We start from the raw sequence: 24,775 nt of genomic DNA, 5'->3' as shown, positions 1-24,775 counted from the left end.
CCCCGTCACCCGGGCGGAACCCCCGCTGTCGGCCGATCAGTCGAAGGCGCTCGTCACCGCACGCGAGTGGGGGCAGGCCGCCGATGCGATCCCGCGCGCCCAGTGGCCGAAGCCGGCGCCGGACGACACACCGGGGGCAGCGTCATGTGGACGGTGGAAACCATCCGCCCCGGCGGCCGCCGCGTCGTGATCAGCGCCTTCAACTCGGGCGCCTAGAACGCCCCGGCGACCCGCAGGACCCCGGCCCTCGCCCTGGCGCGACTGGAGCGGATCGCCACCGACCCGGCGTGGCCGGCCCTGGGCTGACCGTCACGCGAGCGGCGCCCGCCCCCGGCCGGGGACGGGCGCCGAGGGCGCGAGTGCCGCTTACGGCATCGCGTGCACGTGTGCGCCCACCGAGTTGGACCAGGCGTTGCCCGCCGCCGCGTCCCAGTTGGTGGACCAGGTCATCGCGCCGCGCACGTCGGGGTAGGCCTTCGACGGCTTGAAGGAGCCGCAGTTGGTCAGCTTCGCCAGGCAGTCGAGGGCGTTGTTCACCACCGTCGGGGAGACGTAGCCGCCGCCGGCGCCGCTCGGGGAGGCGGGCAGGCCGAGGCCGACCTGGGAGGGCGCGAGGCCGCCTTCGAGCTGGATGCAGGCGAGGGCGGTGAGGAAGTCGACCGTGCCCTGCGAGTAGACCTTGCCGTCGCAGCCCAGCATGGTGCCGCTGTTGTAGTACTGGGTGTTGACGACCGTGAGGATGTCCTTGATGTTCAGGGCCGTCTTGAAGTACCCGGCGGACGTCGACTGCATGTCGATGGTCTGCGGGGCCATGGTGATGATCAGGTTCGGGCCGGCCTTCGCGGACAGCGCGCGCAGCGCCTGCGTCATGTAGGTCGGGTCGAGGCCGTTCTCCAGGTCGATGTCGACGCCGTCGAAGCCGTACGTCTGCATCAGCGAGTAGACCGAGTCGGCGAAGTTCGTCGCGGAGGCCGGGTCGCTGACCGAAACGGTGCCCTTCTCGCCGCCGATGGAGATGACGACCTTCTTGCCGGCCGCCTGCTTGGCCTTGATGTCCGCCTTGAACTGGTCGACCGTGTAGCCCTTCAGGCCCGCCGAGTCGAGGTTGAAGGTGACGGCGCCGGGCGTGGTCGTGGCGTCGGCGAAGGCGACCGCGACGATGTCGTAGGCCGAGGGGACGTCGGAGATCTTCTGGACGGTCGCGCCGTTGTCGAAGTTCTGCCAGTAGCCCGTCACCGCGTGCTTGGGCAGGCCGGTGTGGCCGCCGTCACCGCCGCCGCCCGTGCCCGCCGTGGTGGCCGTCACGGTCGCGGACTTCGCCGACTCGCCCGCCGTGTTGGTCGCGGTGACCTGGAAGGAGTACGCGGTCGACGCCGTCAGACCGGTCACGGTCGCCGAGGTGCCGGTGACCGCCGAGACCTTGGTGCCGTCGCGGTAGACGTTGTAGCCGGTGGCGCCCGCGACCGTGTTCCAGGACAGGGTGACCGAGGACGAGGTGGTGGCGCCGGCCGCGAGGCCGCCCGGGGCCGCCGGAACCGTCGGGGCGGGGTCACCGCCGCCGCCTCCGTCGGGGCCGGAGACCGAGACGTCGTCGGCGTAGTACGCCGCCTGGCCGTACCAGCCGTGCAGGTACACCGTCACCGAGGTGGTCGAGGAGCCGGTGGTGAAGGTGGTGGAGAGCTGCTTCCAGGCCGTCGTGTCGGGCGTCCACGTCGAGACGTCGGTCGTGCCCGTGCCCGTGGCGCCCAGGTAGGTGTACCCGCCCTGGACCCACGCGCTCAGCTTGTACGTCGAGTTGGGCTTGACGGCCACCGTCTGGGTGCACTGGGCGTTGTCCTGCCCGGCCGGGGTGGCCTTCAGCGCGGCCGAACCGCCGTGCACGGGCGAGGAGACGGTCGTACCGCTGCCCGCCGAACAGGTCCAGTTGCTCAGCCCCGACTCGAAGCCGGCGTTCTTGGCGTTGTTGACGTCGGCCGCCGACGCCTGGCCGGTGCCCGCGAGGGAGAGGGCGAGGGCTGCGGTGACGGCTCCGGACCAGATGCCGAGCGGCCGAAGCCGTCTGGTGCCGGGTGTGCCTGGGACGCGGTCCACTGGGGCCTCCGGGGGAGAGGAGAGGGAGGGGGAGAGGGGGAACGGAGCGGGGAAGGGATCGGGCGGGGGGAAGTCCGGGAAGTCCGGGGAGTCCGGGGAGTTCGGGGGAGTCCGGGGGGAGAGACATGAACTGCGGTGCCGCCGCTGGTCGTACAAGTTGGTCCAGACCAATTGCGTTGTCAAGAGGTCCAGACCAAAATCGTCGCCGCCCCGCCCTCCGGCCGCGGTCAACGAGCAGCCGTGCCGCCATGCTTTCGAGCCCGCTCGGAAGGCGTAACCTGCCCCGTTTTGACGTGACTTGTGCGACCGCAGTTGCCGCGGAGCTGACGAATCGCTGTTCTCCGGCCACGGAGGCGTGGATACAGTGCTCAAGTAGTCACGCAGTGAAGTCAACTCGGTGCGCCGGCTCTGCGACGGCGGCCCGACAGGCGGCAGACGGGGAGCTGGCGTGTCAACTGCGATCGCTGTGACCGGCGCGGACATGGCACTGCCCGCGCAGGACGAACGGACCGTGCCCGCCGCCGTCCTGCCGGACCTGGACCGGGAACCGCTCGACGGGACCCTCGACGGCATACGGACGCTGCTGGACCAGCACGGCCACGTGATCGTCGTCCACTCCGGGGCCCTGCCCCCCGCCGCGGAGCGCCGGCTGCACACGATCCGCTCGCTGCTGGAGAGCGACCGCATCGCGCTCTTCCGCCCCGACCTGCCGCCGCTCGGCACCGCCGTCCTGGCCCGCCAGTTACGGCAACTGGCCTCCTGCGACCTAGGTCCCGGCGTCCTCGCCTCGGCGGGCCGCCTGCTCACCCACTACGTCCACTGCGGCGCCGTCCTCGGCTCCGTCGCCCGCCTCGACCGCGTCCCGGTCGACCTCAAGGCCCACGCGAGGTCCTGGGTGCCGGGCAGCCAGTTCGGCGTCACCGCCCATCCCGTCCCGCACCTGGTGCGCATCGGCCCCGGCGCGACCCTGCCGGGTCCGGACTTCGGCACCTGGATGCTCGTCGCCAAGGGACAGTTCCAGTCCGACTGGGTCGGCGCGCACCTCGCCCCGGCCTGGAAGGTGCTCGGCCTGCGGGAGGCCGCGCTGCCCGCCGAGTCCGCGACCTGGTGGGGCACCGGGAAGCTGATCGAGTTCTGCAGCTACCTGCCCGACCTGTCGGTCCTCTACCAGTTGGTCACCTCGGTGCGGCAGAGGGTGTGCCACTGGTGCGGCATCGACGTCATCGGTGACCGCTGCGTCTTCTGCTCCGCCGTCCCGCCGCCCGGCCCCGGCGGCGAGGACGACCCCGTGAGGCAGGGGGACCCCGGGAGACAGGGGGAGTACGGCATGCAGGGGGAGTACGGGCAGCTGGGGCAGTACGGGAGCCCCGGGACGTACGCGCCGTACCGGACCGCCCCCGAGAGCCGCACACCCACCGGGTGAGCCCGCACCACCGCCACCGCCGCCACCGCCGCCACCGCCACCGCCGCCACCGCCACCGCCACCGCCGCCACAACTGTCACTCGAGCCACCCACGCGCCCACCGTCATCCGTCGAATCCGCTCGGACCAACCCCCCAACGAGGTCGTACGGTTCATGAACTCCCGTCAGCGCCGCGGCGTGATACTCCTGGTCCTGTCCGTGATCTGCGCCCTCGGCGCGTTCGCGGGCGTGCTCTCCGTCATCAGCGACGTCAAGTCGAAGGTCGGCCCCGAGGTCACGGCGTACCAGCTGAAGGCCGACGTGAAGCCGTACACGCCGCTCAGCGCAAGCCAGTTCGAGAAGATCCGGATGCCCAAGCGGTGGCTCTCGCCCAACGCCGTGACCGACCTCGGCCAGGTGCAGGGCAAGATCGCGGTCACCACCCTGCGCCAGGGTTCCCTGCTCCAGAGCGACATGATCGTGAGCCGGCCCGCCCTGCGGCCGGGGCAGCAGGAGGTCGCCATCATGATCGACGCCGCGACCGGCGTGGCCGGCAAGATCACCCCGGGCGCCTCGGTCAACGTCTACGCCACCTTCCCCGGGCAGCGGCAGGGCGACCCCGCCCAGTCCAAGATCATCGTGACCAACGCCAGAGTGCTCGACGTCGGCCGCATCACCGCCCTCGACCCGGGCGCCGACAACAGGAACCAGCAGCCCACCGAGGCCGTCCCCATCACCTTCGCGCTCTCCACGATCGACGCCCAGCGCCTCACCTACGCCGAGTCCTTCGCACAGCGGGTCCGGCTCGCACTGGTCGCGCCGGGCGGCGCCACGGACGTCCCGGCCAAGGACCGGACCTACGAACTCGCGAACGACAAGTGAGAGGCCCGCAGCCATGCCCACCAGGATCCTCCCGGCAGTCGGCGACGCGGACGCGGTCCGGTCCCTCACGACACTGCTCAGCCAGCTCCCCGACGCGGAGCCGGTGACCTCCGTCGCCGACTCCACCCAGCTCATCGACACCCTGGCCCGCCTGGCCGCCGAATCCGTCGACGAGCTGCCCGAGATCGTGGTCGTGCACGAACGGATCGGGCCCGTCCCCGCTCTGGAGCTGATCCGCGAGGTCGCGCTGCGCTTCCCGGCGGTCGGCGTCATCCTCGTCACCTCCGACGCGAGCCCCGGCCTGTTCTCCGCCGCCATGGACTCCGGCGCCCGGGGCCTGGTCTCCCTCCCGCTGAGCTACGAGGAACTCGCCAGCCGCGTCCAGGCCGTGGCCCAGTGGTCGGTGGGCGTCCGGCGCCACCTCGGCCACGGCGCCGAGGCGTTCAGCGGGGCCGGCGGGCGGGTCGTGACGGTGAGCGGGGCCAAGGGCGGCGTCGGCGCCACCCTGACCGCCATCCAGCTCGCCCTCGCCGCCCAGGCCTCCGGTCACGGCACCGCCCTGGTCGACATGGACCTCCAGACCGGCGACGTCGCCTCCTACCTGGACGTCCAGTTCCGCCGCTCGGTCGTCGACCTCGCCGCCATCACGGACATCTCCCCGCGCGTCCTCGCCGACGCCGTCTTCCGTCACGAGACGGGCATCGCCCTGCTGCTCGCCCCCGGCGAGGGCGAGCGCGGCGAAGAGGTCACCGACCGGGCCGCCCGCCAGATCGTCAGCGCCCTGCGTTCGCGCTACGAGGTCGTCGTCCTGGACTGCGGCGCCCAGCTCGGCGGCGCCGGCGCAGCCGCCGTCGAGATGGCCGACACGGCTCTGCTCCTCACCACCCCGGACGTCGTCGCGGTGCGCGCCGCCAAGCGGACCGTGCGGATGTGGGACCGGCTGCAGATCCGCAAGGCGGAGGAGACGACCGTCGTCGTCAACCGCCACACCCGCGCCACGGAGATCCAGCCGGCGCTCATCGGGAAGATCACCGGCACGCCGGTGGCAGGCACGGCGGTCCCCGCGAACTTCAAGGAACTCCAGAGCCTGGTCGACGCCGGCCGCATCCACGAGCTGGACGCCAGGAGCACGGTCAAGCAGGCCCTGTGGGGCCTGGCCGCCGAACTCGGCCTGGTCAAGGGCCCGGCGGGCGGTCACAAGGGCCACGGCCGGATGCGCGGCGACCGGGGCGCGGTCAGCTTCCGGCGGCGCAGGGAGGCGGGGGGATGAGGAGGGGGAGAGGGTGCGGGAGAGGACGCGGGGCAGGGCGCGCGCGGCAGCGGTTACGCTCCGACCGCGGCCAGGTCGCCGTCGAGTTCCTGGGCATGGCGCCGACCATCCTCATCACGCTGGTGCTGCTGTGGCAGTGCGCGCTGCTGGGATACACGTACACGCTGGCGGGCAACGCGGCGGACGAGGCCGTACGGGCCGGGACGGCCGCCACCGGGGACATGCAGGGTGCCTGCGAACGCGCGGGCCTGGAGGATCTGCCGAGCGCGTGGCGGGGCGACGCGGAGATCAGTTGCGTGCCCGGAGCGGCCGGTTACGTCAGGGCCACGGTGACGCTGGAGGTCCCCGTGCTCGTCCCCGGCCTGGTCGGCTTCCCGATCCCGGTCACCGCTCGCGCCGGCGCGGTGGCGGAGGTGACGGACTGACATGCCTCACGAGCGACGTACTGACGTGCCCCGCGAGCGGCGTACGGGCATGCCCCGCGAGCGGCGTACGGGCATGCCCCGCGAGTGGCGTACTGACGCGCCTCACGTGCGACGACACCGGCCCCGCGACCGCGGTCAGGTCGCCATCGAGTACCTCGGGTTCATCCCGATCCTGATGCTGGTCGCGGTCGCGGTCATCCAGATCGGCCTGGTCGCCTACGCCGCCCAGCAGGCCGGTACCGCGGCACGGGCCGGGGCGCGCGCGGCCTCGCTCGGACGGAGCGCCCAGGAGGGCTGCCAGGAGGGGGTGTCCGACTCGCTGAGCGGCCGTACGAGCTGCACCGAGGCCCGGGGCGGCGACACCGTCACCGTCACCGCCACCGTCCGCATCCCGTCGATCATCCCGCTGTGGGACCCCGTCGGCGACGCCCGCAAGACCGCCACCATGCCGCTCGACGACCCCCGCGCGACCACTGACCGAGGACGAGGAGCCCCGCACCCATGAGCCTGCGCGCACGCATCAACTCCCCCGAGGAGCACGGCAGCCGCGGCGAGGACGGCCACCTCGTAGCCTCCTACCGGGCGAAACTCCTGGAGGAGATCGACCTCGCGGAGATGAGCGCGCTCGCCCCGGCGGAGCGGCGGGTACGCCTTGAGCGCGTGCTCGGGCACATCATCAGCCGGGAGGGCCCGGTCCTGTCGACCGCGGAGCGCTCCCAGCTGATCCGCCGGGTGGTCGACGAGGCCCTCGGGCTCGGCATACTCGAACCTCTGCTCGAAGACGCCTCCATCACCGAGATCATGGTCAACGGCCCCGACGCGATCTTCGTCGAACGCGGCGGCCGGGTCGAACAGCTCCCCCTCCGCTTCGCCTCCCACGACCAGTTGATGCAGACCATCGAACGCATCGTCTCCACGGTCAACCGGCGCGTCGACGAGACGAACCCGATGGTCGACGCGCGGCTGCCGTCCGGCGAACGCGTCAACGTGATCATCCCGCCGCTGGCGCTGACCGGCCCCACCCTCACCATCCGCCGCTTCCCGCGCTCCTTCACCCTCCAGGAGCTGATCGGCTTCGGCTCGCTCGACGAGCACATGCTCTACCTGCTCGCCGCCCTCGTGCAGGCCAGGTTCAACATCATCGTCTCCGGCGCCACCGGCACCGGCAAGACCACCCTCCTCAACGCCCTCTCCGGCCTGATCCCCGAGAGCGACCGGATCATCACCATCGAGGACTCCGCCGAACTCCAGCTCCAGCAGGCCCACGTCGTACGGCTCGAAGCACGCCCGCCCAACGTGGAGGGCCGGGGCCGCATCAGCATCCGCGACCTCGTGCGCAACTCGCTGCGCATGCGCCCCGACCGCATCGTCGTCGGCGAGGTCCGCGGCGGCGAGTCGCTGGACATGCTCCAGGCGATGTCGACCGGCCACGACGGCTCGCTCGCCACCGTGCACGCCAACAGCGCCGAGGACGCCCTGATGCGCCTGCAGACCCTCGCCTCCATGTCCGACGTGGAGATCCCCTTCCCCGCCCTGCACGACCAGATCAACAGCGCCGTGGACGTCATCGTCCAGTTGACCCGCTTCGCCGACGGCGCCCGCCGCGTCACCGAGATCGCCCTGCTCGACAGCCACGGCGGCGAACCGTACCGGCTGGCGACCGTGGCCCGTTTCGACGCGCGCCCCATGACCGCCGACGGCCGCATCCACGGCGCCTACGCGCACCACCCGCTGCCCCGCCGCGCCGCCGACCGCCTCTACATGGCGAGCCAGCCCGTCCCCCAGGCCTTCGGCGTCGCCCGGTCCGCAGACCAACTGGCCACCCGGGAAGCCAGGTAGGAGCCCCCATGGACCTGAGCACCCTCGTCACCCTCACCACCGGCATCACCCTGCTGGCCTGCGTCCTGGCCGTCACCGGAGTGCACGCCTACAGCACGGGCCGGGCCCAGCGGGCGGAACTCGTCGACCGGCTCGCCCTGACCGGCGCGAGCGCGCCGGGGCGCCGGCGCCGCTTCCGCTCCCTGGACCGCCGCCTGCGGCGCACCACCCTCGGCCGGAAACTCGAACGGCGACTGGCCGCCACCGGCCTCGACATCACCCCCGGCGAGTTCTTCGCCTGCATGCTCGCCGTGGTCGCCGCCCTCTGGCTGATCGGCCAGGCCGCCCTCGCCCCCTTCTTCGGGCCGCTCGCCGGCCTCCTCGGCGTCTGGGCGGCGGTGCAGTTCCTCAACTGGCAGCGGGCCAGACGCATCGAGAAGTTCATCAACCAGCTCCCCGAGCTGGCCCGCATCCTGGCCAACGCCACCCAGGCCGGGCTCGCCCTGCGGACCGCCATCGGCATGGCCGCCGAGGAACTGGAGGCCCCGGCCGGCGAGGAACTGGGCAAGGTGGGCCACCAGCTGGCGCTGGGCGCGTCGATGGACGACGCCCTCGGCGAACTGGCCGACCGGCTGCCCTCGCGCGAACTCGTCGTCCTGGTCACCACACTGGTCCTGTCCAACCGGGCCGGCGGCCAGGTGGTGAGCGCCCTGCGCAACCTCACGGAGACCCTGGAGGAGCGCAAGGAGACCCGCCGCGAGGTCCGCACCCAGCTGTCCCAGGTCAACATGACCTCGTACGCCGTGCCGGTGCTCGGCGTCGGCGCGCTCTTCCTGATGAACGGGGTCAAGGCGGGCGCCCTGGACCGCATGACGGGCTCCCCCCTCGGCCAGGCTGCCGTGATCACCGCGTTCGCGCTGTACGCCGTCGGGTTCTTCCTCATCCGCCGGATGTCCCGCATCGACGTCTGACCGGGTGCCGGCAGGAAGACAGCGCGGCTGGGAGAGGCAGGAGAGCAACGGATGGGACGGAACGGGACAGGAGAGAACCGGGTGGGACGGAACGGGACGAGAGGGGATCGACGATGGCATGGCTGCTCGCACTCGTGATGGGCCTCGGTGTCTGGGGAGCCTTCGCCGGCATCCGCATGTACCGCGCGGACGCCCGGCTCCCCAGCGACCTCGCGCTCGCCCTGGAGGTCGGCTCCACCCGCACCGGTGCCGTGGGCTCGGTCATCGACCGCCTGGGCATGCGCTATGCCCCCGCCGTACTGCGCCTGATGGGGCCCAGACTGGTGGCCCGGTACCGCCGCAAGATCGACCTGGCCGGCAACCCCGGCGGCCTGACCATCGACCGCTACGCGGCCCGCCGGGCGGTGTACGGCTTCCTGGGCGGCTTCGGCGGCCTGATCTGCCTGCTGCGCGGCCAGTTCGTCGTCGCCCTGCTCCTCTTCGCGTTCGGCGCGTTCTGGACCGAGGTGGGCATCTGGTCGGCGATCCGCATCCGCCGGGACGTGATCGAACGGACGCTGCCCGACTTCCTCGACGTCCTCGCCGTCGTCGTCAGCGCGGGCCTCGGCTTCCGCCAGGCACTGGACCGGGTCGCCTCCCGCTACGAGGGCCCGTGGGCCGACGAACTGCGCATCACCCTGCGCCAGATGGACCTCGGCATGAGCCGCCGCGAGGCCTTCGCGGAACTGCGCCGCAGGAACGACTCCGAACAGGTCGCGATGTTCGTCACCGCTCTCCAGCAGGGCGAGGAACTGGGCGCGCCGATCGTCGACACGCTCGTGTCCCTGGCCAAGGACATGCGCCGCACCGACGCGCAGAACGCCCGCCGCAAGGCCGCCCGCGCGGTGCCCAAGGCCACCATGATGATCACCACCTTCATGGTCCCGGCCACGCTCATCCTCCTCGGCGCGGGCCTCCTCCTGGGCTCCGGCGTGGACTTCGGCTCCGTCACGGGGAAGTAGAGGGCAGGTGGGTACGACCATGGCCACCACGGAGGAACAAGCCCACGCGAGCCCGCCGCACCGCTGCGCGGAGGCGTCCGGGGCGGCCGGGGCGTCCGAGGTGGCCTCGGTGGCCTCGGTGGCCTCGGTGGCCGAGGGGGCGCGCCAGGGGGACCCTGAGGGCTCTGGGACGTCTCGGGCTGAGGGGGTGCGAGGGGGTGCGGGGGCCCCGGCGGCCCCGGTGGTTGCGGCGGACTCGGGCCTGCCGGGGCTGCCGCGGCAGCCGGGCGCTCGTAAGGCGCCGGTGCGGACGCCCGCCCCCGTGACCGACGGCCGGGCGGCGGACGCACGCGGACAGAGGCCCGCGGCCGAGGATGCGAGGGACGTCGTAACCACCGCCGGTGGTGTTGCTGCCGTGCCCGGTGCCGCAGCCGGCGCCCGGGCCGATGCCGCGCCACATGCCACGCCTGACGTCCCGCCACATGCCGTGTCTGACGTCGCACCGCATGCCACGGCCGATGCCGCGCCACATGCGGCGGTTCCCGTTGTCGCAACAAACGCCGAGGCCGCTGCCGCCACGGGAGCCGCGGCCGTCGCCGCCCCCGCAGCGGTGACCGGCGCCGCGACAGCCTCGCCCGGCGGCCTCGCCGCACCGGAGAAGCTCCAGATCAGCGCCCTCCAGGCGATGTGCCGCCACGTCTTCGCCTTCCGCCTGGCGATGATCGCCCTGTCCGCCCCCGCCGCACTCGTCCACGCAGCCCCCGGCCTGGCCGTCCGCCTGGTCGGCGCGGCGGTGGTGGTCACCGTCATGGGCTCCTACGTCCTCTTCCGGGACTGGGAACGCTTCGGCCCACTCCTGCTGCGCCACCCCACCCTGCTGGCCGTGGACACCCTCTTCGGCGCCCTCCTGCTCGTCGCCGCCGGACCGGACAGCACCCTGGCCTACGTCAGCGTCTGCACACCCCTGCTCGCCGGTCTCGTCTACAGCTGGCGCGGCGCCGCGATCTTCGCCTCGCTCCAGTCGCTCATCCTCTTCCTCGTCTACGCCGCGACGCGGGAACTGCACGCCAACCTGGCCCAGTCCGCGCTCTTCCCCGGCCTGTGCATCGTCGCGGGCGCGGCCGGCGCCACCCAGCGCACACTGCTCCTCCGCTTCGGTGAGGCCACCAGGACCCTGACCGAGGTCCAGGCCCGGCTGGCCGTCACCGAGGCCGTGAGCGCCGAACGGGCCCGCTTGGCCCGGGAGATGCACGACTCGGTGGCCAAGACCCTGCACGGTGTGGCCCTGGCCGCCGACGGTCTGGCCCGTTCGGCCGGTGCGGGCCGCCCGGACCCGGCCATACTGCGGCAGCAGGCGGACCTCGTGGCCCGCTCGGCCCGCCGCGCGGCGGCCGAGTCACGGGAACTGCTCACCGACCTGCGGTGCGAACACGGTCCGTCCCGGACGAGCGACCTGATGACCGAACTGGTCGCCGAAACCCAAGCCTTCACCGACCGCACCGGCCTGCCCGTCACCTGCCTCCCCGCCGAGGGCGCCGACGCGGCGAGCGGCGCCCTGCCGGTGGCGCCCGCCGTGGCCCGCCAGCTCCGCTCCATCGCCGCGGAGGCGATGGAGAACGCCCACCGCCACGGAGCGCCGAGCCGCGTGGAGGTACGGGTGCGCCTCGACGGCGGCCTGCTGCGCCTCAGCGTCCACGACGACGGCCGGGGCCTGCCCCCCGGCACCACCCTCGACGAACTCCGCCGCACCGGCCACTTCGGCCTGGTCGGCATGGCCGAACGGGCCGCGACGCTCGGCGCCCGCCTGCGCATCGGCCCCGGCCGCCAGGCCAAGGGCACGGAAGTGTCCCTGGACGTTCCCCAGGACACAGCCCTGCCGCCCCCCTCCCGCTGAGTTCCCGATCCGATCCATCCTTGCCGCCCCCGCCACTCCACCCGAGAGGAGGCCCGATGCCGCACGAGACACCGCCCCGCCCGCCCTCCGCGCCCCTGCGCGTCGTCGTCGCCGACGACAATCCGGTGGTCCGCGCCGGTCTGACCGCCCTGCTCTGCGGCCGCGAGGACATCACGGTCGTCGCCCAGGCGGCGGACGGCCGCGAGGCCTGGGAAGCCACTCACCGGCACCGCCCGGACGTCGTCCTCCTCGACGTCCGCATGCCCGGCGTCGACGGCATCTCCGCCCTGCCGTACCTGGTCCCGGTGGCCCCGGTCCTGATGCTCACCTACAGCCGCGAGACCGAGATCGTCCAGGAGGCCCTGCGCAGGGGCGCGGGCGGCTACCTGGTCCACGGCGAGTTCACGGCCGACCAGCTGGTGGACGCCGTACGGGACATCGTGCACGGCCGCGCCCACCTCACGGCCACGGCGGCGGGAGCGCTGCTGGACCGGCTGCGCCGGAGCCCGGCGCCTGCGGAGGGCTCCCTGCCGGAGGACCTGGGCAATGCGAATGCACACACCTTCATGTCCTCAACTCACCGAAATCCGCGTGTCACTGTCGAACCTCTTTCGCAGATGCAACGACCTGTGAGACAGTCGTCCCCGGTCGACAGATCGAGGTTCCAACTCAGCGCGAGGGAGGCGGAGATCATGGACCTGATCGCGTCCGGCATGACGAACCAGCAGATCGCCGCCGCCTGCTTCATCAGCGAGAAGACCGTCAAGAACCACATCAACCGCATCTTCGCCAAGCTGCACAGCACCAGTCGCGCCGAGGCCGCCGCGAAGTGGCTGGGCACGGCCCCGGGCTCCGCCACGCGAGAGGCGAGGTGACCGGCGATGCCGCGACGGATCTGGGCCCGGAATTGGGCCCACGGACCCTCGGCCACCCCGGCGCCCCGGCCGTACGGTGCCCCTGCCGCAACCGGCATGGAGCCCGAACCCGGAGGGGAACACCATGAGCGACCTGATGCTGAAGACCGTGGTGGCGACCAAGGTCCGCGTGAACGGCTGGAAGCACACGACAACAAAGGCGATGCGCGACCGCGCCGGCGACAAGGGGCAGACGGCGGTCGAGTACCTGGGCATCCTCGCCGTCGTCGTCGCGATCGTGCTGGTCATCAACGGCACGAGCATCGGGCAGACGATCCTGGGCAAGATCACAGGGCTGATCGGCAAGGTCGGCAATTGACGCACCTGCGCCGGTGTGGCGACGCAGGGCAGGCCTTCCCCATCTACATCACGGTGGTGGCGGGTCTGCTCTTCCTGGCGTTGGCATACTTCGCGGTCGGCCAAGCAACGGTGAATCGAAGCAGCGCTCAGACTGCCGCAGATGCGGCGGCACTCGCGGTAGCCCAGGACGCCCGCAAGCAGCTTGCGGAAGAGTGGACGAGGAGCGTACTCGACCCTACGAAGTGGCAGGACATCTTCGAGGGGGACGGACAGGGAATTCCCCCTTCGTGCGGGCGGGCGTACGAACTCGCCGCACGGAACGACGCCCATGTGCTCGGTTGCGCACCTAATGGCCTGTTGGGCTATACGGTCACGGTCGAGACCAACAAGACCATGGGGAAATCAGTGGTTCCTGTCACTGAACGTACGAGGTCCAGCGCGCGGGCCACTGCCGTGATCAAAGCGCTCTGTGGGTTCAAACCCCTACCGGAGGGCGCCGGCCGCGACGAACTGCCGCGCCTCACCTGTGGTAAGGACAGGTACTGGGACCTGGATCCGAGACACCTCACCAATCTTCCCGAGCCTCAGGACCTGTTCGACGTCCACTTGGCCGACCGATGAGTGCACGACGAGGGAAGAAGGAAGCGGAGCGATGAGCATTCGGTTCACTGCGAGGTACCGCAGAGGGCTGGTCGCGCTGGCCGTGGCGGTTGGTCTGGCCAGTGGCGTGACCGGCTGCGGCGGGGGTGGTGGGGATGCCAAGAAGCCAGATGCATCGGCGTCGGCTACGAAGGACGGTGCGTCAGACCCCAGCGCCCAGGAGGAGACTCCTCAGACTCCGCTGGCTGAACTCCGGGGCCAGGACGGTCTGCTTCTCCAGATCACCTCCGCTCAGCGGGACGCGGGCGGTTTCGTGACGGTGAACGGAACTCTGAAGAACGACGGTGCCAAGCCAGTGGTCGTTCCGCCGCAGACGAGTGGCAACGAGACTGAGATCATCAAGAACGGCCCTTCCCTCGGCGGCGCTACTCTCGTGGATTCCAAGGGAAAGAAGCGTTACTACGTCTTGCGTGACACGGACGGACGGCCGTTGACCACGTCGGGTCTCGGCAACCTGGAAGCGGGCCAGACGCTCCCCGTCTTCATGCAATTCCCCGCCCCCCCAGCCAACACCACCGAAGTAACCCTCCAACTCCCCACCTTCTCCAGCGGCACCATCAAGATCTCCGGGTGAGGTGGCCACCATGACCCGCACCCCGCCCCGCCTCCCGCTCACCCTGACGGCCGTCGCCCTCCTGCTCGCCGCGAACCTCTGCGGAGCCGCCGCGGCCCGTGCCGACGGCACCGCCCCGAGCGTTCCGCCGGGCACCGAGGCATCGGCCGCACCCCCCGTGAAGGTCGACCCGAACGACCCCGACCTCAAGCTCCCCGAGGGAGCGACCCTCGCCGCGCCCAAGGTGCTGGACATCAAGTCGGTGGTCGAGGACCAGGGCGGTGAGGAACGCCGCGAGGACACGAACACGGACGTCACGTTCGCGCTCCAGGCCGAGGTGCTGTTCGCCAAGGACAGCGCCCGACTGAGCGACCAGGCCAAGTCCCGTATCGACGCGATCGCGCAGGAGATCAGGAAGCAGCACGCACCCCAGGTCCGGGTCTTCGGTTTCACCGACAACCTCGGCACCCACGAACACGGCGTCGTCCTGTCCAAGCAGCGCGCCAACGCCGTCCAGGAGGTCCTCTCCCAGGAGCTGAACGACCCGGACATCACCTTCGACGTGCGCGGTTACGCGGAGGACTACCCCATCGCGGACAACTCCACGGAGGACGGCCGCAAGAAGAACCGCCGGGTGGAGGTCACCTTCCCCCGCACCCAGAGCTGACCCGCACCTCCACGCGCGCCCCCGCCCGCACCCCCCACCCCGCCATCGCCCCCGCCGCCGCCTCCAGGACGTGCCGGGAGCGGAGGCGGGGCAGGCCCAGGCGGCCTGGTCTCATCGTGACGACGGCGAGGACCCGCAGGTCGCGGGTGAGGTAGGCGACGTCGAGGGGGATGCGCATGCCGAACGTGTGGATGCTGCCCGCGGGGGAGAGCAGGATCGCGCCGTCGACCGCGTCGCGACCGAGCAGCCCCCGCGTACGGGCCCGGTAGGACGTCGCCAGTTCGAGGGGGACCGTCACCTCGGCAGACCCCCCGCCCTGCCCGTCCTCCCCGCTCCCGTCACCGTGCACGACCAGCTCGCCCCGCCCGTCCCGCCAGCGTCCTGCCATGCCGGGGCCGCCTTCCCGCTCCGCCGCGAAAGTTCCCGACCGACCGTATCCGTAGGGGAGTACGCCTGCCATGGTGGGCCGCCCTGGGCGTGCCATGGTGCCGCCCCGGGCCCGCCCCGGGCCCGGCCTGGGCCCGACCTGGGTCCACAGGCCCATGCGGCCGCCGGCCAGTCCGGCTAGGGTCCCCGCGTGCGCGTCCTCCTGATCGTCGTCGCCGCCCTGTGGGGTGCGGGCGCCGGGCTGCTGGTGCCCCGGGCCGCGCACCGGTTGTCGGTGGACGCCGGCGAGCCGTGGCGGGCGGAGTGTCCGGGCGGACACGCCATCACCGGACCGTTCGGCGGCTGGGTGGGCCGGGCGCGCTGTGCCGCCGCCACCGCGAAGCGGGACCGTACCCCCGCCGCCCCGGCCGCATCCGTGACCCGCGAACCCCCCGCCGCGGCGCGGCACTGCGCGGCGTACGGGCCGAGCACCCCCCTCGCCGCCACCGTCACCGCACTCGCCTGCGCCGCACTGGCCGCCGCCGTCGGCGGGCCGCGCCCGGAGGCGGCGGTCTGGCTGCTCGTGGCGCCGGTCGGGGTGCTGCTCGCCCTAGTCGACCACCGGGTGCACCGCCTTCCGGACGTGCTGACCCTGCCGCTCGCCGCCGTGACCGCGACGCTGCTGGGCGCCGCCGCCCTCCTGCCCGCGGCCGCCGGGTCCTGGCCGCGGGCGCTGCTCGGCGCTCTCGTCCTGGGCGCCTGCTACTTCGTTCTCTTCCTCGTCAACCCGTCCGGCATGGGTTTCGGCGACGTCAAACTGGCGCTGGCGCTGGGCGCGGTCCTCGGCTGGTACGGCTGGCCGGTGCTCGTCGTGGGCGGTTTCGCCGGGCTGTTCTACGGTGCCGTGTACGGGCTGGGGCTGGTCGTGCTGCGGCGGGCGGGGCGCGGGGCGACGATGCCGCTGGGGCCGTTCATGCTCGGCGGTGCGTTCACGGGAGTGCTGCTGGGTGCGGCCGCCGTGGCATGAGGCGGGTGTTGCGTGGGGAGGAAGCCCGCATGACCGGACTCGGCGCTGTCTTCCGTCCCCAACTGCCGCCCGAGCGGCTGCGTGCGATCGCCCGCCTCGCCGACGACGTGGGTCTTGAGGAGCTGTGGCTGTGGGAGGACTGCTTCCTGGAGGGCGGGATCTCCTCCGCCGCCGCCGCACTCGCCTGGACCGAACGGGTCCGGGTCGGCGTCGGCCTGCTGCCCGTCCCGCTGCGCAACGTCGCCGTCACCGCCATGGAGGCCGCCACCCTGCACCGGCTCTTCCCGGGCCGCGCGATCCTCGGCGTCGGCCACGGCGTACAGGACTGGATGGGGCAGGTCGGGGCACGGGCCGGGTCCCCGCTGACCCTGCTGCGTGAGCATCTGGAGGCGTTGCGCGCCCTGCTGGACGGCGAGCGGGTCACCACGCGGGGCCGGTACGTCCGGCTGACGGACGTGGCCCTGGACTGGCCCCCGCCCGCGGGGAGCGACGTCCCGGTCCTCGCCGGTGCCACCGGACCGCGCACGCTGCGCCTGTCCGGTGAGGCGGCCGACGGCACGATCCTGACCATCGCCACCTCCCCGGAGGGCGTCCGCCGGGCGCGCGGGCTCATCGACGAGGGACGGCGGGCGGCCGGCCGCGACGGCACGCACCGCGTCGTCGTCTACCTCCTCACCGCCACCGGGCCCGACGCCGAGCGCCGGCTGCGCGCCGAGCTGGCCGCCGAGGGGCTGTCCGCCGTGCCCGACCTGGGGGTCGCCGGTGACGCGCCGGCCGTGGCGAAGGCCGTCGAGGCGCTTGCCGACGCCGGAGCGGACACGGTCGTCCTCCAGCCGACGGCCGACGAACCGGACCCGGAGGGCTTCCTCCGCTTCACCGCCCAGCAGGTCCGCCCACTGATCTCCTGACAACGACCAGGCCCCGCCCACCGCCACCCCGCCCCTCACGGCCCCCGTTCCATCCACCGGCCCCCCGTTCCATCCACCGGCCCCCCACCGGCCACCGGTTGCCCGAGCACCGACCCCCACCCCCGCCCCCCCCACGGCCCCCGTTCCACCCGCCAGCCCCCACCGGCCACCGGCTGCCCGGCCACCGACCCGAACCACCGACTGCCCACCCCCCGGCCCCCGCAGGGCCCAGCTCGCACCCGAGGCCGCCCCGCTCTGGAAAACGGGCAGCGGCACACCCTGCCCACCTGCAAAAATCGCCGGCATGGCAGACCATCAGCACCGTTCGTTCGAGGACCTCCTGGCCGAAGGGGCCGCCGTGCCCACCGAGGGATGGGACTTCTCGTGGTTCGCGGGGCGGGCCACCGAGGCGCGGCCCTCCTGGCAGTACGCCGTGTCGATGGCGGGCCGGCTCGCCGGTGCGGACGCCGTGCTCGACGTGCAGACCGGGGGAGGCGAGGTGTTCGACTTCGCGCTCGGGCGGGCCGCCCGCGTCCCCGCGCTCCTCGCCGCCACGGAGGGCTGGCCGCCCAACGTGGCCAAGGCCACCGAACTGCTGCGTCCGCGCGGTGTCGTGGTCGTCACCTCGGAGGAGAACACTCCGCTGCCGTTCGCCGAGGGGGCCTTCGACCTCGTCGTCAGCAGGCATCCGGTCCGCCCGAACTGGACGGAGATCGCCCGTGTGCTCCGCCCGGGCGGCACGTACTTCGCCCAGCACGTCGGGCCGAGCAGCGTCTTCGAACTCGTCGAGTACTTCCTCGGGCCGCAGCCGGAGGAGATTCGCGGCGCCCGTGACCCCGAGCGGGAGCGGGCGGACGCGGAGGGGGCCGGTCTCGACGTGGTCGGCCTGCGTGCCGAGCGGCTGCGCATGGAGTTCCACGACGTCGCGGCCGTCGTGCACTTCCTGCGCAAGGTGGTCTGGATGGTCCCCGGCTTCACGGTCGAGGCGTACCGGCCGCGGCTGCGGGAGCTGCACGAGCGGATCACGGCCGACGGCCCGTTCGTGGCGCACAGCACCCGCCATCTTTTCGAGGCCCGCAAGCCGCGGTGACGGGCTCATGACGTGCGTGGGGGGGGGTGCGGGGCGGTCGAGACGGACGATGGGGCGGATATATGGGGCGGATATATGGGGGCTGGACGTATGGGGCGGGGCGGATGGCGCGTGCATGACCGACACAGTTTCCACATCGTTATCGTCAGCCCCTCCCGTCACTGACCCGTCTGGCGTAAGTTCAGACCAACGAAATTCGCGTGAGCAAAGTCGCGCGGGTGGCATCGCGCGGTGGAGGGGGCTGCGCGGCGCCGAGCCCCCTGCTGGCGGCGGCTTCGCCCCGCCCGGCCGCGGCCGGTGCCGGCCTCTTCGGCGTCAAGCGGGTGTGAACGGCCGGGTCCCCCGGGAGAGGTATGCGCGGACAACTCGCCGCGCGCCCCTCAGATGGCGCAATCCCTGCGGATCCCATCACATTCGGTCGGTTTTCCCTGTGAATTCGCTGTGATCCGGCCATGATCGGGCGCGGAATGCCGGGTTCCGGACCCGTCGACGCGTCGCCGGACGGTTCCGGAGAGTAGTTGTGGCGCGCTGATGCACGCAGCATCACTTACGAAGGGTTATGGTGGAAACCCCCCCTCGGGCCGGTCCGTCTCCCCCCCACGGACCGGCCCGTTTTTTCTTTCGCGCCGCCCGGACCGGCTCCCCTGGCGCCGGGCGCGCGTGGTCGCCCGTGGGGAACCCTGGGGGTGCCGGGGGTAGGCTTCGCCCCGGGACCGCCATACGGACGAGGCCGCCGCACGGGCAGGGAACGCCCCCGGCCGCGCCTGTCCGATCCATACGGAGGGGCTGACGAACACGTGAACCTGCGCGACAAGCTGCGCAGCCTGCTGGTCAGGCTGTACGCGCGCCGGGTGGAAGGCCACCTGGACCACGCTCAGGTGCCCAAGCACATCGGCGTCATCATGGACGGCAACCGCCGCTGGGCGAAGGCCTCGGGTTCCACCACCGAGCATGGACACCGGGCCGGTGCCGACAAGATCGAGGAGTTCCTCGGCTGGTGCACCGAGACGGACGTCGAGGTCGTCACCCTCTGGCTGCTGTCCACGGACAACTTCGACCGCCCCCAGGACGAGCTGGTCCCGCTGCTCGGCATCATCGAGGACGTCGTGCGCTCCCTGGCCGCCGACGGCCGCTGGCGCGTCCACCACGTCGGCACCATGGACCTGCTCCCCGCCGGCATGCAGGCCGTTCTCAAGGAGGCCGAGGAAGCCACCGCCGACGTCGACGGAATAGTGGTCAACGTCGCCATCGGCTACGGCGGCCGGCAGGAGATCGCCGACGCCGTGCGCTCCATGCTCTTCGACGCGCGGGAGAAGGGCACCTCCCTGGAGGACCTCGCCGAGGCCGTCGACGTCGAGATGATCGGCCGGCACCTCTACACCCGGGCCCAGCCCGACCCCGACCTCGTGATCCGCACCAGCGGCGAGCAGCGGCTGTCCGGTTTCATGCTCTGGCAGACCGCCCACTCGGAGTACTACTTCTGCGAGGTCTTCTGGCCGGCCTTCCGCAAGGTCGACTTCCTGCGCGCGCTGCGCGACTACGCGGCCCGCCACCGCCGCTACGGAGGCTGACGCAGCGCCCTGCCGCAGGGCCCGTACCCGTCTTCACGAGGAGTTCATCCGCGCGCGGCGGCCCGCTTCTGCATGGCGGTGCATGTTCGAGGGCATAAGCCAGACAGGCCGACACCCGAACCACGGGTGTCGGATCTCAGCGGGCGGCTCGGGGCCGTCCGCCCGGGAGGCCCGTTGCACCAGCCCGACCGTGCGGTCACTGTGCGGACGAAGACGTGGAGGGCCGGTCGCCGGCCCGCGCATCGCGGCCGGCCACCGGCCCCGATGCCCCCACCCTCCCGGCCCGGCATCCACCTCGTCGCTCCCCGACCTCATCCGAGGGGGTACGTCCTTCCGTGGTGACCAGCACAAAGCGCCACAAGCCAGACCGGCGCACCTACGTTCTCGACACCAGCGTCCTGCTGGCGGACCCGAACGCCCTGACCCGCTTCGACGAGCACGAAGTCGTGCTCCCCATCGTCGTGGTCACGGAACTGGAGGCCAAGCGGCACCATCCCGAACTCGGCTACTTCGCCCGGCAGGCCCTGCGCCTGCTGGACGACTACCGGGTCCGGCACGGTCGCCTCGACGCCCCCATCCCGATCGGGGACCTCGGCGGGACGGTCCGGGTCGAGCTGAACCACTCGGACCCCAGCGTGCTGCCCACCGGCTACCGCCTGGGGGACAACGACTCGCGCATCCTCGCGGTCGCCCGCAACCTGCAGGCCGAGGGGTACGACGTCACCGTCGTCTCCAAGGACCTGCCGCTGCGGATCAAGGCCTCCTCCGTGGGCCTCCTCGCCGAGGAGTACCGTGCGGAACTCGCCATCACCGACGCCTCCGGCTGGACCGGGATGTCCGAACTGACCCTGCCCGCCGAGCAGGTGGACATCCTCTTCGAGGAGGGGCACGTCGACGTCCCCGAGGCCGCCGCGCTGCCCGTGCACACGGGCCTGACGATCCATTCGGAGCGCGGCAAGGCGCTCGGCCGGGTCACCCCCGAGGGGGCCGTCCGGCTGGTGCGCGGGGACCGGGAGGCCTTCGGCATCAAGGGCCGCAGCGCCGAGCAGCGGATCGCGCTCGACCTGCTCCTCGACCCGGACATCGGGATCGTGTCGATGGGCGGCCGGGCCGGCACCGGCAAGTCGGCGCTGGCGCTGTGCGCGGGCCTGGAGGCGGTTCTGGAGCGCCGCCAGCACCAGAAGGTGATGGTCTTCCGCCCGCTGTACGCGGTCGGCGGGCAGGAACTGGGCTATCTGCCGGGCACCGAGGCGGAGAAGATGAGCCCCTGGGCGCAGGCCGTCTTCGACACGCTGTCGGCGGTCACCTCCCGCGAGGTCATCGAGGAGGTCACCGCGCGCGGGATGCTGGAGGTGCTGCCGCTCACCCACATCCGCGGCCGCTCGCTGCACGACGCGTTCGTCATCGTGGACGAGGCACAGTCCCTTGAGCGCAACGTCCTCCTGACGGTGCTCTCGCGGATCGGCGCCGACTCGCGCGTGGTGCTCACCCACGACGTGGCGCAGCGGGACAACCTGCGGGTCGGCCGCTACGACGGTGTGGTCGCCGTCGTGGAGAAGCTGAAGGGGCATCCGCTCTTCGCGCACGTGACGCTGACCCGGTCCGAACGGTCGCAGATCGCGGCCCTGGTGACCGAGATGCTGGAGGACGGACACATCTGACACCCCTTCGCACACCTGCCCCGTTTTCGGGTAGTTGTGCGGGAGTCGGCGCCGTCCGGCAAAGGCCGAGAGCCTAGCCGGGCGGCGCCGTCGTGCGCGGCTCTTTCCCGAAATCCCGTGGGCCGAACGGGGTGTGAGCTTTCACACGCAACTCGGAATTGCCTCGCGGCGTCGGGTTACGGCAAAGTCTCACTCCTGTCAGGCCCCGCATACGACACAGCTGTGCCCCTTGAGGTACGGCGCCACACGAGCACCACCGTCAACTCCATAACGTCGTCGTATGCCGCCCGAAGCACACGCGGCACTCCCGTGACGGGAGTTGTCCACCGGGCCCGCGCCTCCGTGACCCGCAGTTGGGAGGCCAGTGCCAGGGGCACGATCGCGTCCGTCAGGGTCACCGAAGCGGGCGATGCTGGAAGGAAACCGTGTGAGCCGGATCTCGGTCCGGGGACTCGCAGTGGCCTCGGCCACCGCGGTCACCGCCGTCGGAAGCGTCGTCGGAGTTGCCTCGGGCAGCACCGCGCAGAACAACGACGCCGAAGCGACGGCAGCCGACGCCACACTCCTCGCGGACATCCCGGTGGGCCAGCAGGCCCCGGTGCAGACCGCGTCCCTCACGCAGCAGGCCGACGCCCAGGCGATCGCCGCCGACGCGAGTGCCAAGAAGGACGCCGAGGAGGCGGCCCGCAAGGCAGCCGCCGAGACCGCCATCGCCAAGAAGGAGGCCGCCGAGAAGGAGGCCAAGGCGGCCAAGGAGGCCAAGGAGCGGGAGGAGCTGAAGAAGGCGACCACCCGCAGCACCCGGGACGCCTCCTCCTTCCCCGTCCAGAGCTCCTACACCGTGGCCCAGGTGCAGGCGATCGCCCGGCAGATCGTGCCGAGCGGCCAGTTCCAGTGCTTCAGCAACATCGTGAACAACGAGTCCACCTGGAACTACCAGGCGGTCAACCCCTCCTCGGGCGCCTACGGCCTCGTCCAGGCGCTGCCGGCGGGGAAGATGTCCTCCGCGGGCGCCGACTGGCGGACCAACCCGGCCACCCAGATCAAGTGGGGCCTCAACTACATGAACGTCCGCTACGGCAGCCCGTGCGACGCCTGGGCGTACTGGCAGGCGAACCACAACTACTGAGCCGCGCCGCCGTGCTCAACCTCGCACAGCCCCTCCCCGTCCTAGGGGGAGGGGCTTTTGCCCTGTAGCGTCTGTCGGAACGACTCCAGGGGGCGTGGTGGTCAGAGACGGGGGAAGAGGACGGATCATGTCGCGAGTTCCAGGGTGGCTCGGCCGTGTCGGCGCCGGACTGACCGAGATGGGTGAGCGGTTGGACGAGCGCCGTGCCGAGGTGGAGAAGGAGCACACCGGGCACGAACACGAGCCGGCCGCGGACGTCGTGGTGCCCGCGGAACACGTGACGGTCGTCACCGCCCGCCCCGATCCCGCCCAGGCCGTGCCCTGGGGTGTGCGGGTGGCGGCGGAGGCCGGCTGGCGGGTGCTCGTCCTCGCCGGCACCGTCTGGGTGCTGATGCGGGTCATCAGCGCCGTGCAACTGGTGGTGCTGGCCTTCGTCGCCGCGCTGCTCATCACCGCCCTGCTCCAGCCCACGGTGGCCCGCCTGCGCCGCTACGGCCTGCCGCGCGGACCGGCCACCGCGCTCACCGCGATCCTCGGCTTCGTCATCATGGGCCTGATCGGGTGGTTCGTGACCTGGCAGGTCATGGAGAACATCGACAACCTCTCCAACCAGATCCAGGCCGGCATCGACGACCTGCGCAAGTGGCTGCTGAACAGCCCCTTCCACGTCACCGACAAGCAGATCAACCAGATCGCCAAGAGCCTCAGGGAGGCCATCGGCGCGAACACCGACCAGATAACGTCGGCCGGCCTCGAAGGCGTCACGGTCATCGTGGAGGCCCTGACCGGGATCCTGCTGACCATGTTCTCGACGCTGTTCCTGCTCTACGACGGGCGGCGGATCTGGGAGTGGACGCTGAAGCTGGTGCCGGCGGCGGCCCGCCCGGGCGTGGCCGGGGCCGGCCCGCGCGCCTGGCGCACCCTGACGGCGTACGTGCGCGGCACGGTGATCGTGGCCATGATCGACGCGATCTTCATCGGGCTCGGGATCTACTTCCTGAACGTGCCGATGGCGGTGCCGCTGGCCGTCTTCATCTTCCTGTTCGCCTTCGTCCCGCTGGTGGGCGCCGTCGTGTCGGGCGCGCTGGCCGTGGTGGTCGCGCTGGTCACCCAGGGCGTGTTCACCGCCGTGATGACCCTCGTCGTCGTGCTCGCCGTCCAGCAGATCGAGGGGCACGTCCTCCAGCCGTTCATCCTCGGCCGCGCGGTGCGGGTGCACCCGCTGGCGGTGGTCCTGTCGGTCGCGGCGGGCGGCATGATCGCGGGGATCGGCGGGGCCGTGGTGGCCGTGCCGCTGGTGGCGGTGACCAACACCGTCGTGGGCTACCTGCGCCAGTACGCCCGGGAGGCCGCGTTGCGCCAGGCGCAGCAGCCCGCGGGTGCCACGGCGCCGGCCGCGCGGCCGGCGGACGCGGCGCCGGCGCCGGCCGCGAGCACCCCGCCGGACGGCCCGACCCAGCAGACGCCGGCCCTCGCCGAGGAGCAGTAGCCGGGCACGGACGGCGCCCGCGTGCGCGTCGGCGCGCCGGCCACCCCGCGTCCTGCGCCCTGCGGCTGCGTGCCCAGCTCCCGCAGCACCCACCCCCGCAACGGCGGCGCCGGAACGTCAAAGGGCCCCACCCGGAGGGTGGGGCCCTTTCGACGAGTTGTCGCCCGCGGAGTCACTCCGCGAGGACGGCCTCCGCCTCCAGCGTCACGCCGACGGCCTGGATCACCGAGGCGATCTTGAAGGCTTCCTGGACGACCTCGCGCTCGACGCCCGCCTTGCGCAGGACCTGCTCGTGCGAGTCCAGGCACATGCCGCAGCCGTTGATGGCCGAGACCGCGAAGGACCACAGCTCGAAGTCGGTCTTGTCGACGCCGGGGTTGCCGATGACGTTCATCCGCAGACCGGCGCGCAGGGTGCCGTACTCGTGGTCCGACAGCAGGTGCCGGGTGCGGTAGAAGACGTTGTTCATCGCCATGACCGCGGCCGCGGACTTGGCCGCGGTGTACGCCTCCGGCGAGAGGTTCGCCTTGGCCTCCGGCTCCAGCTCACGCAGGACGATCGGCGAACGGGAGGCGATGGCCGTGGCCAGCACCGTGCCCCACAGCTGCTGCGCCGGCAGGTCGCTGTTGCCGATGACCGAGCCCAGGTTGAGCTTGAGGTCCTTGGCGTAGTCCGGGACGGCGGCCTTCAGGGAGTCGAGGGACATG

Annotated in this window: 24 protein-coding genes; 21 read left to right on the top strand and 3 right to left on the bottom strand. The window is 72.1% G+C overall.

Annotation, left to right across the window (positions count from 1 at the left end; all coding sequences use genetic code 11):
• Positions 1-366: 366 nt before the first annotated feature.
• Positions 367-2,091 (bottom strand): glycoside hydrolase family 18 protein, encoded by a 1,725-nt coding sequence (locus AB0G56_RS31620; protein WP_360976096.1) that lies wholly within the window; start codon positions 2,089-2,091, stop codon positions 367-369.
• A gap of 481 nt (positions 2,092-2,572) precedes the next feature.
• On the opposite strand from AB0G56_RS31620, the gene AB0G56_RS31615 reads away from it, so the two are divergent.
• From AB0G56_RS31615 to AB0G56_RS31550, 14 genes are all read left to right on the top strand, one after another.
• The gene (locus AB0G56_RS31615) at positions 2,573-3,514 is read left to right on the top strand and encodes a hypothetical protein (RefSeq protein ID WP_360976206.1); all 942 of its coding nucleotides are present in this window, start codon (positions 2,573-2,575) and stop codon (positions 3,512-3,514) included.
• A 153-nt stretch (positions 3,515-3,667) separates the two neighbouring features.
• Positions 3,668-4,375, top strand: coding sequence for a Flp pilus assembly protein CpaB (cpaB, locus tag AB0G56_RS31610; protein ID WP_360976093.1), 708 nt, complete (start codon positions 3,668-3,670; stop codon positions 4,373-4,375).
• Between the two features lie 13 nt (positions 4,376-4,388).
• Complete coding sequence (locus AB0G56_RS31605) at positions 4,389-5,645, top strand: AAA family ATPase (protein ID WP_360976090.1); 1,257 nt, start codon at positions 4,389-4,391, stop codon at positions 5,643-5,645.
• A 95-nt stretch (positions 5,646-5,740) separates the two neighbouring features.
• Positions 5,741-6,070: a pilus assembly protein gene (locus AB0G56_RS31600; protein ID WP_360976087.1), complete on the top strand. Its 330-nt coding sequence runs from the start codon at positions 5,741-5,743 to the stop codon at positions 6,068-6,070.
• 106 nt (positions 6,071-6,176) lie between these two features.
• Complete coding sequence (locus AB0G56_RS31595) at positions 6,177-6,575, top strand: TadE/TadG family type IV pilus assembly protein (protein ID WP_360976084.1); 399 nt, start codon at positions 6,177-6,179, stop codon at positions 6,573-6,575.
• Positions 6,572-7,909: a CpaF family protein gene (locus tag AB0G56_RS31590; protein WP_360976081.1), complete on the top strand. Its 1,338-nt coding sequence runs from the start codon at positions 6,572-6,574 to the stop codon at positions 7,907-7,909. The genes AB0G56_RS31595 and AB0G56_RS31590 overlap by 4 nt, the downstream gene beginning before the upstream one ends.
• An 8-nt stretch (positions 7,910-7,917) precedes the next feature.
• Positions 7,918-8,859 carry a type II secretion system F family protein gene (locus AB0G56_RS31585; protein ID WP_360976078.1) on the top strand — a complete coding sequence of 314 codons (942 nt, stop codon included), beginning with the start codon at positions 7,918-7,920 and terminating at the stop codon, positions 8,857-8,859.
• A gap of 113 nt (positions 8,860-8,972) precedes the next feature.
• The gene (locus AB0G56_RS31580) at positions 8,973-9,860 is read left to right on the top strand and encodes a DUF5936 domain-containing protein (RefSeq protein WP_360976075.1); all 888 of its coding nucleotides are present in this window, start codon (positions 8,973-8,975) and stop codon (positions 9,858-9,860) included.
• Positions 9,861-10,524: 664 nt separating this feature from the next.
• Positions 10,525-11,733 carry a histidine kinase gene (locus AB0G56_RS31575; RefSeq protein WP_360976203.1) on the top strand — a complete coding sequence of 403 codons (1,209 nt, stop codon included), beginning with the start codon at positions 10,525-10,527 and terminating at the stop codon, positions 11,731-11,733.
• 56 nt (positions 11,734-11,789) lie between these two features.
• Entirely contained in the window at positions 11,790-12,608 is an 819-nt protein-coding gene (locus AB0G56_RS31570) for a response regulator transcription factor (protein ID WP_360976072.1), read from the top strand.
• A 124-nt stretch (positions 12,609-12,732) separates the two neighbouring features.
• Complete coding sequence (locus tag AB0G56_RS31565; RefSeq protein ID WP_360976069.1) at positions 12,733-12,966, top strand: hypothetical protein; 234 nt, start codon at positions 12,733-12,735, stop codon at positions 12,964-12,966.
• Positions 12,963-13,568: a pilus assembly protein TadG-related protein gene (locus tag AB0G56_RS31560; RefSeq protein WP_360976066.1), complete on the top strand. Its 606-nt coding sequence runs from the start codon at positions 12,963-12,965 to the stop codon at positions 13,566-13,568. The genes AB0G56_RS31565 and AB0G56_RS31560 overlap by 4 nt, the downstream gene beginning before the upstream one ends.
• A 31-nt stretch (positions 13,569-13,599) precedes the next feature.
• Positions 13,600-14,181 carry a hypothetical protein gene (locus AB0G56_RS31555; protein WP_360976063.1) on the top strand — a complete coding sequence of 194 codons (582 nt, stop codon included), beginning with the start codon at positions 13,600-13,602 and terminating at the stop codon, positions 14,179-14,181.
• A gap of 10 nt (positions 14,182-14,191) precedes the next feature.
• Positions 14,192-14,827 (top strand): OmpA family protein, encoded by a 636-nt coding sequence (locus AB0G56_RS31550; protein ID WP_360976060.1) that lies wholly within the window; start codon positions 14,192-14,194, stop codon positions 14,825-14,827.
• Here AB0G56_RS31550 and AB0G56_RS31545 read toward each other — a convergent pair.
• On the bottom strand, positions 14,802-15,215 hold the full coding sequence (locus tag AB0G56_RS31545) for a DUF192 domain-containing protein (protein ID WP_360976057.1): 414 nt from the start codon (positions 15,213-15,215) through the stop codon (positions 14,802-14,804). The genes AB0G56_RS31550 and AB0G56_RS31545 overlap by 26 nt on opposite strands.
• A gap of 189 nt (positions 15,216-15,404) precedes the next feature.
• On the opposite strand from AB0G56_RS31545, the gene AB0G56_RS31540 reads away from it, so the two are divergent.
• The 7 genes from AB0G56_RS31540 to AB0G56_RS31510 all read left to right on the top strand — a co-directional run bounded on the left by AB0G56_RS31540 (position 15,405) and on the right by AB0G56_RS31510 (position 24,068).
• Positions 15,405-16,220 carry an A24 family peptidase gene (locus tag AB0G56_RS31540; RefSeq protein WP_360976054.1) on the top strand — a complete coding sequence of 272 codons (816 nt, stop codon included), beginning with the start codon at positions 15,405-15,407 and terminating at the stop codon, positions 16,218-16,220.
• A gap of 29 nt (positions 16,221-16,249) precedes the next feature.
• The gene (locus AB0G56_RS31535; RefSeq protein ID WP_360976052.1) at positions 16,250-17,128 is read left to right on the top strand and encodes an LLM class flavin-dependent oxidoreductase; all 879 of its coding nucleotides are present in this window, start codon (positions 16,250-16,252) and stop codon (positions 17,126-17,128) included.
• A 304-nt stretch (positions 17,129-17,432) separates the two neighbouring features.
• The gene (locus AB0G56_RS31530) at positions 17,433-18,218 is read left to right on the top strand and encodes a class I SAM-dependent methyltransferase (protein WP_360976049.1); all 786 of its coding nucleotides are present in this window, start codon (positions 17,433-17,435) and stop codon (positions 18,216-18,218) included.
• A 797-nt stretch (positions 18,219-19,015) separates the two neighbouring features.
• Complete coding sequence (locus AB0G56_RS31525; protein ID WP_360976046.1) at positions 19,016-19,789, top strand: isoprenyl transferase; 774 nt, start codon at positions 19,016-19,018, stop codon at positions 19,787-19,789.
• 335 nt (positions 19,790-20,124) lie between these two features.
• Positions 20,125-21,450, top strand: coding sequence for a PhoH family protein (locus AB0G56_RS31520; protein ID WP_360976043.1), 1,326 nt, complete (start codon positions 20,125-20,127; stop codon positions 21,448-21,450).
• Between the two features lie 427 nt (positions 21,451-21,877).
• Positions 21,878-22,579 carry a transglycosylase SLT domain-containing protein gene (locus AB0G56_RS31515; protein WP_360976040.1) on the top strand — a complete coding sequence of 234 codons (702 nt, stop codon included), beginning with the start codon at positions 21,878-21,880 and terminating at the stop codon, positions 22,577-22,579.
• A gap of 127 nt (positions 22,580-22,706) precedes the next feature.
• A complete protein-coding gene (locus AB0G56_RS31510) occupies positions 22,707-24,068 on the top strand; it encodes an AI-2E family transporter (protein WP_360976037.1) in 1,362 nt (453 codons plus the stop codon).
• A 172-nt stretch (positions 24,069-24,240) separates the two neighbouring features.
• Here AB0G56_RS31510 and AB0G56_RS31505 read toward each other — a convergent pair whose 3' ends face one another.
• The gene (locus AB0G56_RS31505) at positions 24,241-24,774 is read right to left on the bottom strand and encodes an alkyl hydroperoxide reductase (RefSeq protein WP_360976034.1); all 534 of its coding nucleotides are present in this window, start codon (positions 24,772-24,774) and stop codon (positions 24,241-24,243) included.
• Between the last annotated feature and the right edge of the window lies 1 nt (position 24,775).

Origin of the sequence: Streptomyces sp. NPDC021356 (assembly GCF_040641015.1) — a bacterium.
GTDB lineage: Bacteria > Actinomycetota > Actinomycetes > Streptomycetales > Streptomycetaceae > Streptomyces.
Note: the sequence above shows the minus strand (reverse complement) of the source record. Positions and strands in the feature narration are given on the sequence as shown.

What these genes read in the sequence shown, in the direction of transcription:
- AB0G56_RS31585 (WP_360976078.1), top strand. Translation starts at nt 7,918, where the DNA reads ATGGACCTGAGCACCCTCGTCACCCTCACCACCGGCATCACCCTGCTG.
- AB0G56_RS31530 (WP_360976049.1), top strand. Translation starts at nt 17,433, where the DNA reads ATGGCAGACCATCAGCACCGTTCGTTCGAGGACCTCCTGGCCGAAGGG.
- AB0G56_RS31510 (WP_360976037.1), top strand. Translation starts at nt 22,707, where the DNA reads ATGTCGCGAGTTCCAGGGTGGCTCGGCCGTGTCGGCGCCGGACTGACC.
- cpaB (WP_360976093.1), top strand. Translation starts at nt 3,668, where the DNA reads ATGAACTCCCGTCAGCGCCGCGGCGTGATACTCCTGGTCCTGTCCGTG.
- AB0G56_RS31505 (WP_360976034.1), bottom strand. Translation starts at nt 24,774, where the DNA reads ATGTCCCTCGACTCCCTGAAGGCCGCCGTCCCGGACTACGCCAAGGAC.
- AB0G56_RS31600 (WP_360976087.1), top strand. Translation starts at nt 5,741, where the DNA reads ATGGCGCCGACCATCCTCATCACGCTGGTGCTGCTGTGGCAGTGCGCG.
- AB0G56_RS31580 (WP_360976075.1), top strand. Translation starts at nt 8,973, where the DNA reads ATGGCATGGCTGCTCGCACTCGTGATGGGCCTCGGTGTCTGGGGAGCC.
- AB0G56_RS31590 (WP_360976081.1), top strand. Translation starts at nt 6,572, where the DNA reads ATGAGCCTGCGCGCACGCATCAACTCCCCCGAGGAGCACGGCAGCCGC.
- AB0G56_RS31550 (WP_360976060.1), top strand. Translation starts at nt 14,192, where the DNA reads ATGACCCGCACCCCGCCCCGCCTCCCGCTCACCCTGACGGCCGTCGCC.
- AB0G56_RS31575 (WP_360976203.1), top strand. Translation starts at nt 10,525, where the DNA reads ATGTGCCGCCACGTCTTCGCCTTCCGCCTGGCGATGATCGCCCTGTCC.
- AB0G56_RS31565 (WP_360976069.1), top strand. Translation starts at nt 12,733, where the DNA reads ATGAGCGACCTGATGCTGAAGACCGTGGTGGCGACCAAGGTCCGCGTG.
- AB0G56_RS31570 (WP_360976072.1), top strand. Translation starts at nt 11,790, where the DNA reads ATGCCGCACGAGACACCGCCCCGCCCGCCCTCCGCGCCCCTGCGCGTC.
- AB0G56_RS31555 (WP_360976063.1), top strand. Translation starts at nt 13,600, where the DNA reads ATGAGCATTCGGTTCACTGCGAGGTACCGCAGAGGGCTGGTCGCGCTG.
- AB0G56_RS31545 (WP_360976057.1), bottom strand. Translation starts at nt 15,215, where the DNA reads ATGGCAGGACGCTGGCGGGACGGGCGGGGCGAGCTGGTCGTGCACGGT.
- AB0G56_RS31605 (WP_360976090.1), top strand. Translation starts at nt 4,389, where the DNA reads ATGCCCACCAGGATCCTCCCGGCAGTCGGCGACGCGGACGCGGTCCGG.
- AB0G56_RS31535 (WP_360976052.1), top strand. Translation starts at nt 16,250, where the DNA reads ATGACCGGACTCGGCGCTGTCTTCCGTCCCCAACTGCCGCCCGAGCGG.
- AB0G56_RS31615 (WP_360976206.1), top strand. Translation starts at nt 2,573, where the DNA reads ATGGCACTGCCCGCGCAGGACGAACGGACCGTGCCCGCCGCCGTCCTG.